General features: G+C 67.8%; 15 protein-coding genes and 3 tRNA genes. 3 read left to right on the plus strand and 15 right to left on the minus strand.

The genetic code is table 11. The features are described from left to right. Window positions 1-33: 33 nt before the first annotated feature. The 8 genes from glyS to MLE27_RS14950 form a co-directional block, all read right to left on the minus strand. Window positions 34-2,118, minus strand: a complete 2,085-nt coding sequence (gene glyS, locus MLE27_RS14915; protein ID WP_243312890.1) for a glycine--tRNA ligase subunit beta — start codon at window positions 2,116-2,118, stop codon at window positions 34-36. Window positions 2,119-2,129: 11 nt separating this feature from the next. Beyond that, window positions 2,130-2,999 carry a glycine--tRNA ligase subunit alpha gene (gene glyQ, locus MLE27_RS14920; RefSeq protein ID WP_243312891.1) on the minus strand — a complete coding sequence of 290 codons (870 nt, stop codon included), beginning with the start codon at window positions 2,997-2,999 and terminating at the stop codon, window positions 2,130-2,132. Window positions 3,000-3,024: 25 nt separating this feature from the next. Further along, window positions 3,025-3,774 (minus strand): DNA repair protein RecO, encoded by a 750-nt coding sequence (recO, locus tag MLE27_RS14925; RefSeq protein ID WP_243312892.1) that lies wholly within the window; start codon window positions 3,772-3,774, stop codon window positions 3,025-3,027. A 3-nt stretch (window positions 3,775-3,777) separates the two neighbouring features. Next, window positions 3,778-4,764 carry a helix-turn-helix domain-containing protein gene (locus tag MLE27_RS14930; RefSeq protein WP_243312893.1) on the minus strand — a complete coding sequence of 329 codons (987 nt, stop codon included), beginning with the start codon at window positions 4,762-4,764 and terminating at the stop codon, window positions 3,778-3,780. 29 nt (window positions 4,765-4,793) lie between these two features. Next, window positions 4,794-5,750 (minus strand): SurA N-terminal domain-containing protein, encoded by a 957-nt coding sequence (locus MLE27_RS14935; protein ID WP_243312894.1) that lies wholly within the window; start codon window positions 5,748-5,750, stop codon window positions 4,794-4,796. A gap of 97 nt (window positions 5,751-5,847) precedes the next feature. Then, entirely contained in the window at window positions 5,848-6,777 is a 930-nt protein-coding gene (locus tag MLE27_RS14940) for a peptidyl-prolyl cis-trans isomerase (protein ID WP_243312933.1), read from the minus strand. Further along, window positions 6,777-10,220 carry a transcription-repair coupling factor gene (gene mfd / locus MLE27_RS14945; RefSeq protein ID WP_243312895.1) on the minus strand — a complete coding sequence of 1,148 codons (3,444 nt, stop codon included), beginning with the start codon at window positions 10,218-10,220 and terminating at the stop codon, window positions 6,777-6,779. The genes MLE27_RS14940 and mfd overlap by 1 nt, the downstream gene beginning before the upstream one ends. A gap of 68 nt (window positions 10,221-10,288) precedes the next feature. Further along, a complete protein-coding gene (locus tag MLE27_RS14950; RefSeq protein WP_243312896.1) occupies window positions 10,289-10,765 on the minus strand; it encodes a chemotaxis protein CheW in 477 nt (158 codons plus the stop codon). A 204-nt stretch (window positions 10,766-10,969) separates the two neighbouring features. On the opposite strand from MLE27_RS14950, the gene MLE27_RS14955 reads away from it, so the two are divergent. Next, window positions 10,970-11,191, plus strand: a complete 222-nt coding sequence (locus MLE27_RS14955) for a hypothetical protein (RefSeq protein ID WP_243312899.1) — start codon at window positions 10,970-10,972, stop codon at window positions 11,189-11,191. A 121-nt stretch (window positions 11,192-11,312) separates the two neighbouring features. Here the strand turns inward: MLE27_RS14955 and icd are convergent, their stop codons facing one another. The 5 genes from icd to MLE27_RS14980 form a co-directional block, all read right to left on the minus strand. After that, on the minus strand, window positions 11,313-12,461 hold the full coding sequence (icd, locus tag MLE27_RS14960; protein ID WP_243312901.1) for an NADP-dependent isocitrate dehydrogenase: 1,149 nt from the start codon (window positions 12,459-12,461) through the stop codon (window positions 11,313-11,315). Between the two features lie 39 nt (window positions 12,462-12,500). Further along, the gene (locus tag MLE27_RS14965) at window positions 12,501-13,457 is read right to left on the minus strand and encodes a DMT family transporter (RefSeq protein WP_243312902.1); all 957 of its coding nucleotides are present in this window, start codon (window positions 13,455-13,457) and stop codon (window positions 12,501-12,503) included. Between the two features lie 17 nt (window positions 13,458-13,474). Next, window positions 13,475-14,338: an AraC family transcriptional regulator gene (locus tag MLE27_RS14970; protein WP_243312903.1), complete on the minus strand. Its 864-nt coding sequence runs from the start codon at window positions 14,336-14,338 to the stop codon at window positions 13,475-13,477. 100 nt (window positions 14,339-14,438) lie between these two features. Then, window positions 14,439-14,515 (minus strand) — tRNA-Asp (locus MLE27_RS14975). Between the two features lie 94 nt (window positions 14,516-14,609). Next, entirely contained in the window at window positions 14,610-15,542 is a 933-nt protein-coding gene (locus MLE27_RS14980) for an oxidoreductase (RefSeq protein ID WP_243312905.1), read from the minus strand. A 325-nt stretch (window positions 15,543-15,867) separates the two neighbouring features. Between MLE27_RS14980 and MLE27_RS14985 the strand changes: the two genes are divergently transcribed. Then, entirely contained in the window at window positions 15,868-16,113 is a 246-nt protein-coding gene (locus tag MLE27_RS14985; protein WP_243312907.1) for a hypothetical protein, read from the plus strand. 157 nt (window positions 16,114-16,270) lie between these two features. Here MLE27_RS14985 and MLE27_RS14990 read toward each other — a convergent pair. Further along, window positions 16,271-16,347, minus strand: a tRNA-Asp gene (locus MLE27_RS14990). A gap of 11 nt (window positions 16,348-16,358) precedes the next feature. Then, window positions 16,359-16,434 (minus strand) — tRNA-Val (locus tag MLE27_RS14995). A gap of 204 nt (window positions 16,435-16,638) precedes the next feature. Here MLE27_RS14995 and MLE27_RS15000 point away from each other — a divergent pair. Beyond that, window positions 16,639-17,523, plus strand: coding sequence for an esterase/lipase family protein (locus MLE27_RS15000; protein ID WP_243312909.1), 885 nt, complete (start codon window positions 16,639-16,641; stop codon window positions 17,521-17,523). Window positions 17,524-17,541: the final 18 nt, after the last annotated feature.

Raw genomic sequence — 17,541 nt, forward strand, 5'->3', positions numbered from 1 at the left:
GATGCGATCTGTTAAGCTGTCAAGTGATTTCGTCTAAACCTGCAACGCGGCGAAGTCCGCGAGCCTGCCCAGCCGGTCCACCAGCGATTTCAGAATATTCAGGCGGCTTTTGCGCAGCCCTTCGTCCTCGCACATCACCATCACCCCGTCGAAGAAGGCGTCCACACCGGGGCGCAATTCCGCCAGGAGCCCGAACAGGGCGTCGAAATCGTCGTTCTTCCAGAGCTCCTCGAAGCGTCCGGCAGTCTCCTCCAGCAGGGCTGCCAGGGCCACCTCGGCGGGCTCCACCAGCTTGGCCTTGTCCACCACGCCGTCCAGGGCATCGCTCGCGGCCTGCTTGCGGATGATGTTGGCCGCGCGCTTGAAGGCCAGCACGGCCTGGTCGAAGCCGTCGCCCTCGCTGAAGCGCGCCAGGGCGGCCATGCGGGCGTCCAGGGCCCACACGTCGTCGAAGCCCGCGCCGATGGCGGCGTCAACCACCTGCGGGCGCAGGCCCTTGCCCAGGTACTGGGCCTTGATGCGGGAGCCGAAGAACTCCAGCAGCTTGGCCTTGGCCTCGGCGGGTTCGAGCTTCCAGCGCACTCCGTCGTAGCCCTCGAAGGCTCGCTCCACCAGCCAGGCCAGGCTCACGCGAAGGCCGCGCTCCACCAGGATGCGGCAGATGCCCAGGGCCTGCCTGCGCAGGGCGTAGGGGTCGGCCGCGCCGGTGGGGATCATGTCCAGGCCGAAGCAGCCAGCCAGGGTGTCGATCTTGTCGGCCACGGCCAGCAGCGCTCCGGCCTTGCTGGAGGGCACGGGGCTCTCAGGCCCCAGGGGCAGGTACTGCTCGGCCACGGCCTGGGCCACGGCCTCGTCCTCGCCCTTGCGGCGGGCGTACACGCCGCCCATGACGCCCTGGAGGTCGGCGAATTCGCCCACCATCTCGGAGACAAGGTCGGCCTTGCAGATGCGCCCGGCCTGGATCAGCGGCGCGGAGAGCGCGTGGTCAACCTCGCGGGCCAGGGCCGCGCACAGGCTCTCGATGCGGCGGGACTTCTCGCCCATGGAGCCCAGCGGAGCCAGGAAGGTCACGGATTCGAGCTTGGCCAGCCAGGTCTCGAAGCTGGAGGCCAGGTCGGTCTCCCAGAAGAAGCGGGCGTCCTCCAGGCGGGCCTTGAGCACGCGCTCCCAGCCTTTGCGCACCAGGGCCACGTCGGTGGGCTTGAGCCCCGCCGTGGTCAGGAAGTGCGGCAGCAGCTCGCCCTGGGCGTTCTCCACGCCGAAGCTCTTCTGGTGGCTCTCCATGCTGGTCAGCAGCACCTGCCGGGGCAGCTCCAGGTAGCGCTTGTCGAAGTTGCCCAGGATGACCAGCGGGTATTCCACCAGCCCGCAGACCTCCTCCAGGAGCCTCTCGCCGATGATGGGCTTGCCCCCAACGGCCGCGGCGGCCTTCTCGCACTGCTCGAGGATGAGCTCGCGGCGCTTGGCCGGGTCGGCCACCACGGCGGCCTTGTTCTCCAGCGTGGGCAGGTAGTCGGCCGGGGTTGCCAGCTCCCAGGGTCCGGTGCCCATGACGCGGTGGCCCCAGGTGGTGCGACCGGAGGGCACGCTGGCAACCTCGAAGGGAACCACATCGCCGTCGAGCAGGGCCACGATCCAGCGGATGGGCCGCCCGAAGGTGTAGTCCAGGCTGCCCCAGTGCATCTTCTTGGGGAAGTTCAGCGCCTTGATGGCAGCCAGGCAGGCGGCGGGCAGCAGGTCCGCGGCCTTGACGCCCCCGGTGCTCTTGCGCAGGGCCAGGTACTGGCCTTTGGGGGTGTCCACGGTGAACAGGGCGGACATGTCCGCGCCCTGCCCCTTGGCGAAGCCCAGGGCGGCGGGGGTGGGGTTGCCGGAGGCGTCGTAGGCGGCCTTGACCGGCGGGCCGGTGACCACCTCCTCCTCGCGGCGCTGCTCGGCGTCGAGGCCTTCGACCATCACGGCCAGGCGGCGGGGCGTCACCCAGGCGCGCAGGCCCGTGAAGCCGAGCTTGCACTGCTCCAACTGGGCGGCCACGGCCTGGCGGAATTCGTCGGAAAGCGGGGCGAGGAAGCGCGAAGGCATCTCCTCGAAGCCGATTTCAAGTAGAAAGACGGGCATGATGGCTTCCTTTAGCGTTGCAGGAGGGGGTAGCCCATGTCGCGGCGCTGCTCGGAGTAGAGCCGGGCCAGGGCCGAGGCCAGGGCGCGCACGCGGGCGATGTAGCCGGTGCGCTCCGTGATGGAGATGGCGCCCCGCGCCTGGAGCATGTTGAACGTGTGCGAGCAGCGCAGGCAGTAGTCATAGGCGGGCCAGGGCAGCCCTTCCTCGCAGAGGCGCTTGCACTCGGCTTCGCAGGAGTTGAAGAAGTTCAAGAGCATCTTGGCGTCGGCCAGCTCGAAGTTGTACTTCGAATGCTCCACCTCGCCCTGATGGTGCACCTGCCCGTAGGTGACCTGCCCGTTCCAGGAGAGGTCGTACACGGACTCCTTCTCCTGCAGGTACATGGAGATGCGTTCAAGGCCGTAGGTGATCTCCACGGACACGGGCGAAAGCTCGATGCCGCCCACCTGCTGGAAGTAGGTGAACTGCGTGACCTCCATGCCGTTGAGCCAGACTTCCCAGCCCAGGCCGGAGGCGCCCAGCGTGGGGGACTCCCAGTCGTCCTCCACGAAGCGGATGTCGTGGGCCTCGGGGGGGATGCCCAGCGCGCGCAGGCTTTCAAGGTAGAGGCTCTGCACATTGTCCGGCGAGGGCTTCAGGATCACCTGGAACTGGTAGTAGTGCTGCAGGCGGTTGGGGTTCTCGCCGTAGCGGCCGTCCGTGGGGCGGCGCGAGGGCTCCACGTAGGCGACCCTCCAGGGTTCGGGGCCGATGACGCGGAAGAACGTGGAAGGATTGAAGGTTCCGGCCCCCACTTCCAGGTCGTAGGGCTGGACGATCAGGCAACCCTGTTTGGCCCAGTAGCTCTGCAGGGTGAGTATGACGTCTTGGAAATGCATGCGGACTCCTCTGGAGTAAAAGGCGTCAGATGCGCCTAAACGAGCCGTGGTCCCAGGTCAAGCCCAGGTGGTATTCAACGAAAAGGTCAAGGGCGCGCCCGCACTCCATGCGCGCCTGCGGGTCCAGCGCCATGCCGGCCCACTGCTCCGCCGCGCCCTCGGCCACGCACCGCAGCACTTCGAGCGACCCGCGACCCAGGTGCGCCTGCGCGCCCTTGCCGTACTGGGCGCAGTCGCGACAATACAGCCTGCCCTGCTCCACCAACATCCTGGTGGACTGGGCCTCGTCCAGCGGCACGCCGCAGCGGGCGCAGGAGTGCAGGTCCGGCTTGAAGCCCTGGTCGAAGGCCATGCGCGCCCGGAAGAACAGCGGCATGAGCCTGTTCACCGATTCGCAGCCCTCCATGGCGGCCAGGGTGGAAAGCAGCAGGTCGTAGGCCGCCTCGCTTCCGGGGAGCCCCAGGTGAGCGGCATCCAGAAATTTCAGGCAGTTGACGGCCATGCCCAGGCGTTCGCCGTCCTGGCGCAGGCGCGGGTGGGACGCGATGAGCGAGCCTTCCAGCAGGTAGGTGTAGCCTGTGCCCCCCTGGGACTTCACCTTGAAATTCACTACGTTGAACGGGTCCAGGCAGCCCAGGAAGCGCCTGCGGCTCACGGAGCCGCCAAAGGCGAAGGCGTTGAACACACCCTTGCGCGGCGAGAAAAGCCGCACCCAGGCGTCCACCTCCCTGAACCGCCCGACCTTGAGCACCAGGGCTTTTTCCGTGGATTCCATGCGCTAGGGGAAGGTGACGGTCCGCCCTTCGAGCTTGCCGCCTTCCAGCGGATAGTCCTTGCCGTTGAGCTTGGCCGCGACGGCCCCGGCGTTCAGAAAGCGCACGGTGACCTTGTCGTTGAAGCGCAGGGCCAGGCGCTGCCCCTTGAGCAGGGAGAACGTGCGGGTCTGGCCGTCCTCGAGGGTGACCTCCAGGCGCGCGGGCTGGGTGGCGTTCAACTCCACGCCCTGCTTGCCGGACGTGCCGAAGTTGGCCTCCGCGGCCAGGGCCGCGGGGGAGACGTCCTGCCCGGGAGCGGCGCTCTGCTGCGCGGCGGGGGCCTTGGGCGCGGAGCTGCCGGTGGCCAGCACGTCGCGCGCGGGGGCACCCTCGCCCGTGGCGGGCTGGGGCTTGGCCTCGGCTTCGGGCTTCTGCGGGGCCTGCTTGGCGGAGTCCGCGGGCTTCGGAGCCGTCGGGGACTGGGGCGCGGCCTGGGGCGCGGCCTGCGGTGCGGGTTGCTGCGCGGCCTTCTCGGGGGAGCTGAACAGTTTCTGAAACTCCTCCAGGGGGAGGCTCACCTTGAAGTTCGAGAAGAAGAAAAACCAGACCAGCCCGCCGAACACCAGCAGCAGCGGCACCCCGAGCCAGAGCGAGGGCCGGAAACCGGAGCCCGTGGCGATGGACGGCACGGACAGCTTGCGCTCCTTCAGCGGGGCGGGGATGTCGCGCGGCTCCAGCCGCTGGGGAGCCTCGCGCACATGGTCGTCGTCGGCGCGGTAATGGTTGGAGAGCACCCGGCCCATCTCCTCGGGATCAAGGCCAACCAGCTTGGCGTAATTCTTGACGAATCCCTTGGCGTAAACGGGATGCGGCAGTTCCTTGGTGCGCCCTTCCTCAAGGGCGACCAGGTACTTTTTGCTGATCTTGATCTCGGTGGCGGCCTGCTCCAGGCTGATGCCCAGGCGTTCCCGCTCCTGGCGCAGCAGCGCGCCCATTTCCTCGAGGGTCATTGGTAGTCCTTACAACAGCCTCAGTTGGATCAAAGATTGATTTTGATGACGGACTTGGCGCGCAGCTTGTCCATGTACTCGGTGAACTGCTTCTCCAGCTTGACGCGGTAGATGCGCTCCTGGATCTCGTCGTGCATGCTCTCCAGGGAGGGCACGCTGGAGGCCGCCGGAGCCTGGGCGGCGGCATCGCCGCCGACGGTCAGCAGCACGGGCTTGCCGTCGAGCAGCACGGGCTGGCTCACGCCGCCGGGCTGGGTGTCCTGCAGGGCCTGGCGCAGTTCGGGCGCGAGGTCCTTGAGTTCGACCTTGCCGATGTCGCCGCCCTGGTCGGCGCCGGGGCCGATGGAGTGTTTGCGCGCGGCGTCGGCGAAGCTGATCTGGCCGCTGGCGATGCGCTGGCGCAGGGCCTTGGCCTCGTCCATCTTGGCCACCATGATGAGGCCCACGCGCTGGCCGGTCTGCACGCGCAGGTCGCCCTTGTTCTCGTCGTAGTATTTGCGGATCTCGTCCTCGCTGACCAGCACCTTGCGCTGCACCATGTAGCCCAGGAGCTGCTTCTTGAGGATGTCCTTCTTGATGCTGTCGGCGAACTGCTTGCGGGACATTCCCTCCAGGCGCAACTGCTGGACGAACTGCTCCTCGCTGATCTTTCCCTTCTCCCGCATTTCCTTGATGCGGGCCTCAACCTCGGCGTCGGAGATGTTGACCTTCATCCTGACGGCTTCCTGGCGCAGCAGGATATCCTCCACCATGGAGGCCAGGATGCGCGACTGCAGCTCCTTGTTGACGGACGAGTTGGGGTCGTACGGCTTCTTCTCCACCTGGGTGACGTAGAGGCGCACGCGCTCGTTGAGTTCGAAGAGGGTTATCATCTCGCCGTTAACCTGCGCCACCACCTTGTCCACCACCTGTTGGGCGGCGTTGGCGGTTGCAACCAGGGAGACGGACAGCAGCACGGCGGCAAGCAGACGGGGGAACAGGGACAATGGTATCCTCCAAGAAGGCTGGATGGCCGGAGTCGGGACCGGCCTTGCGGCGAGCCCCTTGTATGCTGTTTTGTTTGCCTATGCAACGAGGCGGCCTCTAGCCGCCGCCTTTTTCGGGAACAAGGGCCGGGCTTATCTGCAGCACCGCGCCGGAGAGGGCTTTTTCCAGCCAGGCGGAGAACTCCGCGGCCAGTTTGGCCTCGGCAAGGCGCTTTTCCACCAGGGGATAGACTTGCGCCACGCCCTCCACCCGGGGTTCGGAGCGCTCCAGCAGCAAAAGAGCCTGGAACCCCGCTCCGCCCGCAGCCATGGGACCCGCCTGCCCGGGCTTGAGCCCGGCCAGTGTGTCCCGCCATTTGCGGGGCAGGCTCTCCACGGTGCCCGCCTGGGTCTGGATGGAGACGTCGTCGAAGACGGTGAGCAGGTCCACGGGGTCCTTGGCCTTGGCCGCCGCCTCCAAGGCTTTTTTCAGGCTCTCGGCGTTCTTTGATTCGATCCGCAGGAATTTAACGGCGGCCGGCTGGGCGAACTCCCTGGAGTGCTCCTTGTAGTAGGCCTGCACCTCGATGGGCGCGATCACCACGCGCGGCCGCAGCACCTGGGCGATGAGCGTGTCCATGGCCAGGCGGGCGCGCAGCCTCTCCCGCCAGATGGCCGGCTCCACCCCCTCCTCGGCCATGGTCAGCTCGAAGGCGTTGCCGGGGTAGCCGTCGCGCAGGGCGGTCTCGGCGCGCAGCACGTCGGCCTCGCCCGGCTCCAGGCCGCGTTTTTCGAGCTCCTGGGCCACCAGTGAATCCACCACCAGCACGGCCAGTGCCTGCCCGTATTCGCTCCTCAGCCGCTTGAGCTCCTCCCCCTCCCCTCCGGGCTGGACGTAGAGCTTGAGCCCGTGCACGAACTCCAGGGTCTTCAGGCTCACGGGCCTGCCGTTGACCAGGGCCACCACGCCCGGCTCCATGGGCTCGCCGCCGCACCCGGCGAGGCTCACGGCCGCCAGCAGGAGGCCCGCCAGCAGAAGGCCGCGCATCACGGAGCCAGCCCCGCAAGCTCTTTGGCCGCGTAGAGCAGGTTCTCGCGCACGGCGCCCTCCTGGGGCAGGCGGAGGTCCAGCTTGGCGGGCGGCAGCAGCTTCACCCAGCCCTGGCGCGGCGCGATCCAGGCCAGCAGGGCCTCGGGCGAGAGCGAGGCGGCCTGGGCGTCCCAGGTGAGGGCCAGCTTGGCGGGGTGGACGTCCGCCTTGCGCACGCCGAGTTTGGTCAGGATGCGCTTGAGGCCCAGCACGGCGGCGAAGTTCTCCACTTCCTCGGGCGGATGGCCCCAGAGGTCGCGGATGTCGGCCAGCACCTCGGCCAGCTCGGCCTCGCCCTGGGCCGTGGTCATCCGCTTGTAGAGGCGCAGCCGCTCCTTGGAGTCGGGCACGTAGGTCTCGGGGATGCGCGCGGGGATGCCCAGGTTGAGCTCGGTCTCCACCTCCTCGCGGGGCGGCTCGCCCTTGACCCGGCGGACCTCCTCGTCGAGCATCTCCAGGAAGAGGTCCAGGCCGATCTTGGCGATGTGCCCGGACTGGGCCTCGCCCAGGATGTTGCCCGCGCCGCGCAGGCGCAGGTCCTCCATGGCGATCTGGAAGCCCGCGCCCAGGTAGTCCATGTCCAGGATGACCTGCAGGCGCTTGCGGGCCAGCTCGGGCACGCGGTCGAGCGACGGCACCACGAAGTAGGCGTAGGCCTGGCGCTCCGAGCGCCCCACCCGGCCGCGCAGCTGGTAGAGCTGGCCCAGGCCGAACATCTGGGCGTTGTCCACCACCAGGGTGTTGGCCCGGGGGAAATCCAGCCCGGATTCGATGATGGCCGTGCAGACCAGCACGTCTATTTCGCCGTGCCAGAACTTGTGCATGGACTCTTCCAGGTCCTTCTCGGCCATCTGGCCGTGGGCCATGCCGATGCGCGCGCCCGGGGCGATCTTGCGCACGAAGTCCCCTGCGGCGGCCAGGCTGTGCACGCGGTTGTGCACCCAGAACACCTGCCCGCCCCGCTCCAGCTCACGGCCCACGATGTTGGCCAGCATGGCCTCGTCGCGCTCCACCAGGGCCGTCTCCACCACCTTGCGGTCGGCGGGCGGGGTCTCCATCACGGAGAGCCCCCGGATGCCGGAGAGCGAAAGCTGCAAGGTGCGCGGAATGGGCGTGGCCGAGAGGGTGAGGGCGTCCACGTTCTTCTTGAGGGTCTTGAGCTTTTCCTTGTGCTTGACGCCGAAGCGCTGCTCCTCGTCGAGGATGATGAGCCCCAGGCGCGGGAAGCTCACATCCTTCGAGAGCAGGCGGTGCGTGCCGATGAGGATGTCCAGCTCGCCCTTGGCGGCCTGCTCCGTGACCAGCTTGGCCCGCTTGGGCGGCACGAAGCGCGAGAGCATGCCCACGTTGACGGGGAAGCCCTCCAGGCGCTTGACGAAATTCTGGTAGTGCTGCTCGGCCAGCACCGTGGTGGGGCACAAGAGGGCCACCTGCTTGCCGTCCAGCACGGCGCGGAAGGCGGCGCGCATGGCCACCTCGGTCTTGCCGAAGCCCACGTCGCCGCAGACCAGGCGGTCCATGGGTTCGGGGCGCTCCATGTCCTCCAGCACGTCGGAGATGGCGCGCTCCTGGTCGGGGGTCTCCTCGAAGCCGAAGGTGGCCTCGAACTCCCAGTACAGCTCGTTGACCGGCCCGTAGGCGTAGCCCTTGGCCACCCGGCGATAGGCGTACATCTCCACCAGGTCCTGGGCGATCTTCTCGATGGCCTTGCGGGCCTTTTCCCGGCTGGTCTTCCAGCGGGCGCCGCCCAGGCGGTCCAGGGAGGGGTCGGTACCCTCGGGGCCCTTGTAGCGCTGCACCAGGCCCAGGCGGTCCACCGGCAGGTAGAGCTTGTCCCCGCCGTCGAAGAGCAGCAGCAGATAATCGTTGGCGGCCTGGTCCACGGAGAGGCGGGTCAGCTCCTCGAAGCGGGCGAGGCCGTAGTCGCGGTGCACCAGCAGGTCGCCGAGGTTGAGGTCGTCGAAGGCGGTGAGGCCCTTGAAGCCCTTCTCCGGCTTGGGGCGGGCGGCCTTGCTCGCCCCGGGCTGGATCACGTCCTCCGGCAGGACCAGGCAGTTGTTCCAGCCCAGCTCCATGCCGCGCCGCAACGGTGAGATCAGGGCGTAGAGCCCGGGCCGCCCCGCCGGGGCCTCCTGCGAGAAGGCGAAGCCCTCGTGCTCGGCCAGCTTGAGGAACTTCTTGCGGGATTGGCGCGAGTGGAAGGAGAACAGCACCTGCCTGCGCTCCTCCTGCCACTGCTTGAGCCCGGCCACCAGGGTGCTCCAGGGACGGCGGGCCTCGTCGGGGCGCCAGAACAGGTCGGCGAAGTTGTCGATGTGGCGCTCGGGCAGGTCGGTGCCGTGCTTCTCGCGCCCGATGACCAGATCCTCGAACACCAGCTGGGGCCTGTCCATCCAGGTCCGGCGCGACATTGCCTCGGGCCAGACCAGCTGGTGCCTGGGCCAGGGGAAGCCCTGCGCCCCGGCCAGCTTCTCCAGCTCCGTGACCCAGGCCAGCTCCTGCTCCTCCAGGCGGGGGCGCAGGCTGGCGGACTGGTGCAGCACGAACACGGCGTTCTTGGGCAGCCAGCGCTCCAGGGGCACGGGGGCCTCGTAGTAGAGCCCGGGCCAGATGTTGCCGTCACCGCGCAGGAGCATGTCCTCCATGTGGGCCTGGGCCGAGCGGTTGAGCTCGCCGGTCTGGGCCAGCCTGGCCCAGTTGGCGCGGGCCTGCTCCTTGAACTCCTCCGAGAGGATGGCCGGGGCCACCGGCAGGATGGAGACGCGCTCCAGCGGGGCCTGGGAGCGCTGCGAGCCCGCGTCGAACAGGCGGATGCTCTCCAGGGTGTCGCCGAAGAACTCCAGGCGCACGGGCTGGTCGTAGCCGGGGGGGAAGATGTCCAGCAGGTCGCCGCGCAGGGCCATGTCGCCCGGCAGGGAGGCCATGCCCACGCGCTTGTAGCCCCAGAGCACGGTCTGATCCAGGATCATCTCCGGGGAGATCTCCTCCCCGGCGCGCAGCTCCAGAACGTTGTGCGCAAGCGCCGCCGGAGGCGGCCACTTGGGCAGCAGGTTGTCCACGGAGAGGCAGAGAATCCTGGGCTCCACGTCGCTGGCGCAGGCCTGCAGGAAGGCCCAGCGTTTGGCCCAGAGCGCCGCTCCCGGGGGCGCGGGCGTGTAGGACGGCAGGGCCGCCCAGGGGCGCTCCGGCCCGGCTGGGGCATCCTGGGGGAAATAGAGCTGCATGAGCGCCGTGAGCTGGGCCATGTCGGCCGCGCCCGGGGCGAGGACGACAACGGGCCTGCCCTTGGCGCGGATGTCGCGGCAGAGGCTGACCAGGCTGCCCGGCCCGCTCTTGTAGACGCTGAGCGACTGGGCCTTGCCCGACAGCAGTTCGTTCAGTGGCAGTTGTAAATTGGCCATGGGCCTAACGGCGAAAAGCCGCCGGTCCTCTCGGGACGGCGGCCTGTTCGGTTGGTTGGGGTTTGCGCTTACGCCCCGGAGAGCGTCTCTTGCTCCTCATGGGAGAGCAGTCTGTCGAGATCGAGCAGGATGAGCAGCCGGTCCTCCAGCTTGCCCACGCCGCTGATGTATTCCGATTCCATGCCGGAGACCACGGGCGGCGGCGGTTCCACCGTGCTGGAGGGTATGCGCAGCACCTCGGAGACCGAATCCACCACGAAACCGACGATCATGCCGTTGATCTCGATCACGATGATCCGGGTGTTCTTGTCGTGGCTGCGCGCCTCCAGGCCGAAGCGCCTGCGCAGGTCGATGATGGGGATGACCTTGCCCCGCAGGTTGATCACGCCCTCCACGAATTCGGGGGCGCGCGGAACCCGCGTGATCTCCATCATGCGGATGATCTCCTGAACTTTCAGGATATCCACGCCGAACTCCTCATCGCCGATGCTGAAAGTCACCAGCTGCATGAGTTCCGCGTCTTGCTTCTTCTGAACCTCGTCCATCCTTGTGATACCTCCAAAGGCGAGCAGGCAGGCACGAATCGTGCGTGCAGGATGGGCCCGCGCCAGGGCGAAGCGTTACCCGTATTCGTTTGAGGAGGCAACACCCATGTGGCGGCCCTCCCCGCGCAGCCCGCGCTTGCAATTATCGGCAGGTGGTATAAGGATGCCGGGGCCGGGAGCTTCCGGCGGAGGCATATACGCTTTATGGGCCAATACATTCCCGACAACGACCAATATCCCCTGGAAGACCAGCTCAAGACCCTCGCTGACGACGAGCTGCTGGACTTCTGGGAGGAAGCCCAGATGCTCGACCGCCCCCTGGGCGAAAACGCCGAGCCCGTCAACGTCACCCCGCTGGAGTACGAACGCATCATCCTCCAGGAGCTGATGCTGCGCTCCTGCATGCGCGGCGCGGGCCCCCGCTAGCCGTCACCCTGGCTCTAACCGCCATATAAGGAATCCGCCCGGCGGATTCCTTTTTTTTCGGGCGCAAAAAAGCCGGAAGGGCTCTCGCCCTCCCGGCCTTTTTGCTATTCGGAACGCGGGCCTACAGGTTCTTCTGCAGCAGCTCGCCGAAGGCCTTGCAGCCCACGGTGGTGCTGCCGGGGATCTGACCGGCCAGGTCCACGGTGACGGTCTTGGCGCTGATGGCGGCGTCCATGGCCTTGTGGATGCTCTGGGCGGCCTCGTGCCAGCCCAGGTGCTCGCACATCATGGCGCCGCAAAGCACCAGGCTGCCGGGGTTGGCCTTGTCCATGCCCGCGATAGTGGGCGCGGTGCCGTGGGTGGCTTCGTAGAAGGCCAGCTTGGCGCTCATGTTCACGCCGGGGGCCAGGCCGAGCCCGCCCACCTGCGCGGCCAGCGCGTCGGAGAGGTAGTCGCCGTTCAGGTTGGTGGTGGCGATCACGGAGTACTGCTCGGGGCGGATGAGCACCTCCTGGAACATGGCGTCCGCGATGCGGTCCTTGAGGATCACCGGCTTTGCGCCGCCGTCCTTGGCCTCCTGCTCGGTCATCACCTGGGCGGCGAACTCCTCGGCGGCCAGCTCGTAGCCCCAGGCCCTGAACGCGCCCTCGGTAAACTTCATGATGTTGCCCTTGTGCACCAGGGTCACGCTGGACTTCTTCTGGGCGATGGCGTGCTCGATGGCCTTCTTCACCAGGCGCTTGGACCCGGCCGGGGTCATGGGCTTGATGCCCACGCCGGCGGTCTCGTCCACGTTCTTGCCCAGGGAGCGCAGGAACTCGATGAGGCGCTTGGCCTCGGGCGTGCCGGAGGCCCACTCGATGCCCGCGTAGACGTCCTCGGTGTTCTCGCGGAACACGATCATGTCCACCAGGTCGGGGCGCTTCACCGGGGACTCGATGCCCTGGAAGTATTTGATGGGCCGGATGCAGGCGTAGAGGTCCAGCACCTGGCGCATGGTCACGTTCAGGCTGCGGATGCCGCCGCCCACCGGGGTGCCCAGGGGGCCTTTCATGGCCAGTTCGGCGCTGGCCAGGGTGTCCAGGGTCTCCTGGGGCAGGTAGTTGCCGGTGTGCTTGTAGGCCTTCTCGCCGGCCAGAAGCTCCTTCCACTCGAACTTCCTGGAATCGCCGTAGGCCTTGGAAACGGCGGCGTCGATCACGGGGCGGGCGGCCGCGAAGACCTCGGGCCCGATGCCGTCGCCGATGATGTAATAAACGGTTTTGTTCATTTCGCGCTCCTGCTGGGGGTCGTGTGGGAGCCCAAGGGCTTACGTTCGCGCCTCGCCCCTGTCAATGATCCGAGCCCCGCCGGAGGCGTTGTTCGTGCCGTTTTTCACAGATCGGCGCACCAGGTAGATGCCCCCAAGCACCAGGCCCCCGCCCCCGATCTGGCCCCAGCCCACGGGCTCGCCCAGGAAGGCCCAGCCCAGAGCCAGGGCCGCCAGCGGCGGCAGATAGGACACCGAGGAGGCCGCCACCGCGCCCACCGCGTGGATCAGCCCGTAATAGATCACGTAGGCCGCGCCCGAGCCCAGCGCGCCCAGGCCCAGGGCCACGCAGGCCAGCAACTGCCAGGAGCCCGCCACGCGGGACATGCCCTCCCACTGGGCCAGGGGCGCATAAAGCACCGCCGCCAGGAGCATCTGCAGCGCCGCCAGGCTCAGCGGCGGGACGCCCGTCTGCGTGAGGAACCTGCGGGCGTAGACGAAGGCCGCCGCGTAGCCCATGCCGCCCGCGAGCATGTAGCCCGCTCCGGCCAGGGTGGAGGCGGCAACGCCGCGCCAGGGGGCCACGATGCAGACGATGCCCAGGAAGCTGACGCCAAGCCCGGCCAGCCTGGCGCGGGTGAGGCGCTCCTCCGGCAGGAACGCGGCCGCCAGCATGGCCGTGAGCAGCGGCACCGAGCCGGAGAGCACCCCGGCCACGCCGGAATCGAGCCGCTTCGTGCCCTCCATGAAGCAGTGGAAGGTGAACACGTTGGCCGCCAGGGTCATCACGGTGACGTGCAGCGCCAGCCGGGGGGAGCGGCGCGCAGCCCGCAGCGCGGCGGGCAGGAAGGGCGTGAGCGCCAGCGCCCCGGAAGCCAGGCGCAGCCACACGGCCTGGGAGGCGACCAGGCTTGCGGTGCTGATCTTCATGAACAGGAAGTTGGCCCCCCAGAGCAGGCCGAGCACGCCCAGCCAAAGGAACGGGGCGTTGCGCAGGGAAAGACGGTCGCGGAGCATGAAACCCTCCTGTGTGTTCAGGAGGCTTCTGCATCCTTCGCGGCGGAACCGTCTTGCAGATTCTTGCTCTTTTTGCGGAAGGCCCCGGGGGTCACGCCCACCACAGCCTTGAAGCGGTTGGTCAGGTGGCTCTGGTCCGCGAAGCCGGTGGCCGCGGCCACGTCCGCGATGGAGGCCCCGCCCGCCAGCAGGCGCTTGGCCCCCTCGATGCGCCGCTGCAGTTGGTAGATGTGCGGTGGCACGCCCACCTCGGCCCCGAAGGAGCGCACGAAGTGGTAGGGGCTCATGCAGGCCACGGCGGCCAGCTCATCCAACCCGGGTGCCCGGGCGTGGTGAGCGTCCAGGTAATCGCGGGCGCGCTGGATGCCCGGTCGGGCCTTGCGCAGGGAGGGCGCGGGGGGACGGGGCGAGGCGTGCCTCCCGATCAGCCGGGCCAAGGCCCAGGTGAGCAGGCTCTGCTTGGCCAGGGGCGTGGCGCAGCCCGAATCCAGGGCGGCGTGCAGGGCCAGGAGGCCGCGTGTGAGCTCGTCGTCGCGGATCACCAACTCGTCGAAGGCGGGCACGCCCACGGGCCGCCCGGCAAGCTGGCTGGCTATCCCTTGCAGGATGGCGGGATGCGGGTAGACCACCCGGTAGCTCCAGCCCGCCTCGGTGGCGCCGTGGCCGGTGTGCTGCTCGCCCGCGTTCATCACGCAGGTGGTGTCGGCGGGCATGATCTCGTCGCCGCCCCGGTAGCGGGCGCGCTGGGCCCCGGCCTGGATCACCCCGATGACGAACTCCTCGTGGGCGTGGGGCGCGAAGCGGTGGTTCACGAAGGAGGCCTGGAGGCACTCCAGGCCGCCCAGGTCGTGTTCGATCCAGTAGCGGGCGCTGTCTTTCATGGGCTGGGCTCGCGAATAGCTTGCCGGGAAGGATAGGCGCGGCCAGGGCGCAGGGCAAGAAAAAGGGCCGATGGGGTTACCATCGGCCCTGTGGGCTCAGTGGCGCGAGAGACGGGACTTGAACCCGCGACCTCCGACGTGACAGGCCGGCGTTCTAACCAACTGAACTACTCCCGCGCATGCCCCGCGTCGGCTTTCACCGTCGCGGGGAAGCGTGATTTATAGGGGCTGGCCAAAAAGGTCAAGCCCCTTGCGCGGGGAAAATGAAAAATCATGCTCCCGCGCACTCGCCGGGAAAGCGCACGCCAGTCAGCCGCTCGGACGCGGCCCACAACTCGCGCGCCAGGCCGATATCCCTGGAGCGGCAGGAGCCGCGCACCTTCTTGGGGTAGCCGCGCGCCTGCAGGCAGCCGTCCGGCCCGATGAAGTCGCCGCTTACGATCTCCGGGTCCGTGGCCGCGCACAAGGTGGGCAGCGCCCCTTGCCAGGGGCGCATGGCGAAGCAGCCGTTCAGGCGGCGCAGGCGGGTGGTGCGCTGCAGATTGGTGGCGGACCAGCCCGGGTGCGCGGCGGCCACCACCATGCCTGGCTTCGCGCCTCGCGCCACGGAGGCCAGCTCGTTCACGAACAGCAGGTTGGCCAGCTTGCTGTCGCCGTAGGCCTTCCAAGAGCCGCAGGAGCAGCCGCCCTTGCAGCAACAGCCGCGCTGGGGCTGGCCCAGGCGCTTGACGTCCAGGCAGCCCCACTTGTGGGCCATGCTGGAGACCACCACCACACGCGGGGCGTCCGAAAGCATCAGCTGCGGCCAGAGCAGGCCCGTGAGCGCGAAGTGGCCCAGGTGGTTCACGCCCATCTGGCTCTCGAAGCCGTCGGCGGTGACGCCGGGGGGCGGCACCATGACGCCCGCGTTGTTCACCAGCAGGTCCAGCCTGGGGAAGCGCTCCCCGAAGGCCTGGGCGAAGGCGCGCACGGTGGCCAGGTCGGCCAGGTCCAGCGGCATGAACGCTGCCTGTGCGCTAGGAACTTCAGCCGCCAGCCGGGTTGCGGCCTCCTCGCCGCGCTCCGGGTCGCGGCAGGCCAGGACGACCTGAGCGCCTTTGGCGGCCAGCGCTTTCGCGGTTTCATAGCCGATGCCGCTGTTGGCCCCGGTGACGATGGCGATGCGGCCGGTCTGGTCCGGGATGGATGCGGTTGTCCATTGCATGTGCGAGCTCCTTTTTGATTCTACAATTTGATAAGTTTCAAACTTAATAAACGCAGCTCCAGGGATGCGGGCGCGCGCCCGCATTGGTCCTCCGCCGCCGATTACGACTCCCTGGCCGAGCGGAAAACGTTTCGACAAACGTCGAATCGACATCTATGCCCGGTTCCGCCGCATGTCAACGGAAGAGCCATGAAACTGTCCGCGCGCTCTTCCGATTCCGGGAAAAGGCTTGCCACAGGCAACGTTCCGCCGCACTACTCGTTAAGGGACGCGATTCTCAGCGGCCCCGAGGCCCGCAACCGGGAAGGACGACAAGGGAGACACCATGGAAGACCATACGTGCGGGAACTGCCTGTATTGGCTGCCCTTCGACGGGCACACCCAGCGCGGCTATTGCCGCCTCAACCCGCCGTGCGTGCCGGACGAGCACTCCGGGCGCATGCTCCCGGACGGCAGCGGCAGGATCGTGAAGCGCTGCGAATGGCCAGTGACCGAGCAGGGGCAGTATTGCGCCCAGTTCAAGCAGGCGACGGGACCGGCCACCAAGGGCGGTGCGGAGTTGTGGGGGTAGGGTCCGGCGCGGCTGATACCGTAGCTCGGCCCACCCCAGGCCGCCACAGCCAATGAGGGGGCGAACCGCAGGCGAAGGCCCAAGCGCACAAAAAGCGAAGGGCCAAGCGTGCGCTCGGCCCTTCATAATCCGATCAGCCAATCTGGCTGTTGTTTACTGGCGCGAGAGACGGGACTTGAACCCGCGACCTCCGACGTGACAGGCCGGCGTTCTAACCAACTGAACTACTCCCGCGCGTTTCTCTGTGGTAGGCGGAACAGGGCTCGAACCTGTGACCCCCGGCTTGTAAGGCCGATGCTCTTCCAACTGAGCTACCCGCCCGCCCTCACGAGAAGAGTGCTTTTACGCGCACACTCCGGGAAGGTCAACTGGTTTCTCGACAAAGCGCGCAAGCCCCCTCCTCTCCACTTCACCAGACAGCAAAATTTGTCTCACGTTCGCCATTTTCGTCATCAAACCGTAACAATGAACGCCTAATCGACATGGACAACGCCCGGGAAGGCCACCCCAGGGACGGAGCGCTCCATGCTGCAGACATTCATCCTGTGCATTTTAGCCGCAGGCACCGTTATATCGGGTATTTCATACACGCTCTACTGGCGTTCAGCCCTGCGTGATCCACACCACTCCCACGGCACGGCGTTCAGCAGCGGCTCCGGGCTCTTCTTCTGCGTACTCCGGGCGTTCATGGGCAGCGTTTTCAGCCAGTTCTTCATCTACGCCTCCTACCCGCTGGGCTTCCTGAAGCCGCGCCGGGGTCCGAAGTTCCGGCCGGATTGCGAAAAACCCACGGTGGTGCTCGTCCACGGCCTGTACCACAACGCCTCGGCCTGGTACGTCTACAGCTGGATGCTGCGCCGCCAGGGCTACGCCAACATCGTCTGCTGGAGCTACAACACCGTCAAGTACGACTTCTGGGAGCTGGCGGAACAGCTTCGCGGCGTCGTCGCGCGGGCTTCGGAAACAAGCGGCGGCCAGGTGGCCCTGATGGGCCACAGCCTGGGCGGCTTGCTGGCCCGGGCCGCCGTGGCCGACCCGGACTGCGCCTCCCGCGTGCTGGCCCTTGTGGCCCTGGGCTCCCCCCACGGGGGCAGCACCCTGGCCGGGCTGGCCCTGGGCCGCCTGGGCCGCAGCCTGGCCCACGGGGGCGAACTGGTGCGCCGCCTGGCCGCCCTGCCCTGCCCGCGCGCCGTACCCAAGCTCAACATCTATTCCCCGCTGGACAACATGGTCCTGCCCACCGGCTCGCTGGAGATCGGCCAGCCCGGCTGGGTCCAGGCCGAGACCGCGCCCATCAGCCACGTGAGCATGCTCTACCATCCGCCCACCCTGCGCCTGGCCCTGGACTTCATGGAGGAGGCCACGGGCTGCGCCGCCTGCCGGGGCGAAGAGGCGCTCGCGGGAGCTTGATAAACCGGGGGCAGGTGG

The organism is Fundidesulfovibrio agrisoli (genome assembly GCF_022808715.1).
Lineage (GTDB): Bacteria > Desulfobacterota > Desulfovibrionia > Desulfovibrionales > Desulfovibrionaceae > Fundidesulfovibrio > Fundidesulfovibrio agrisoli.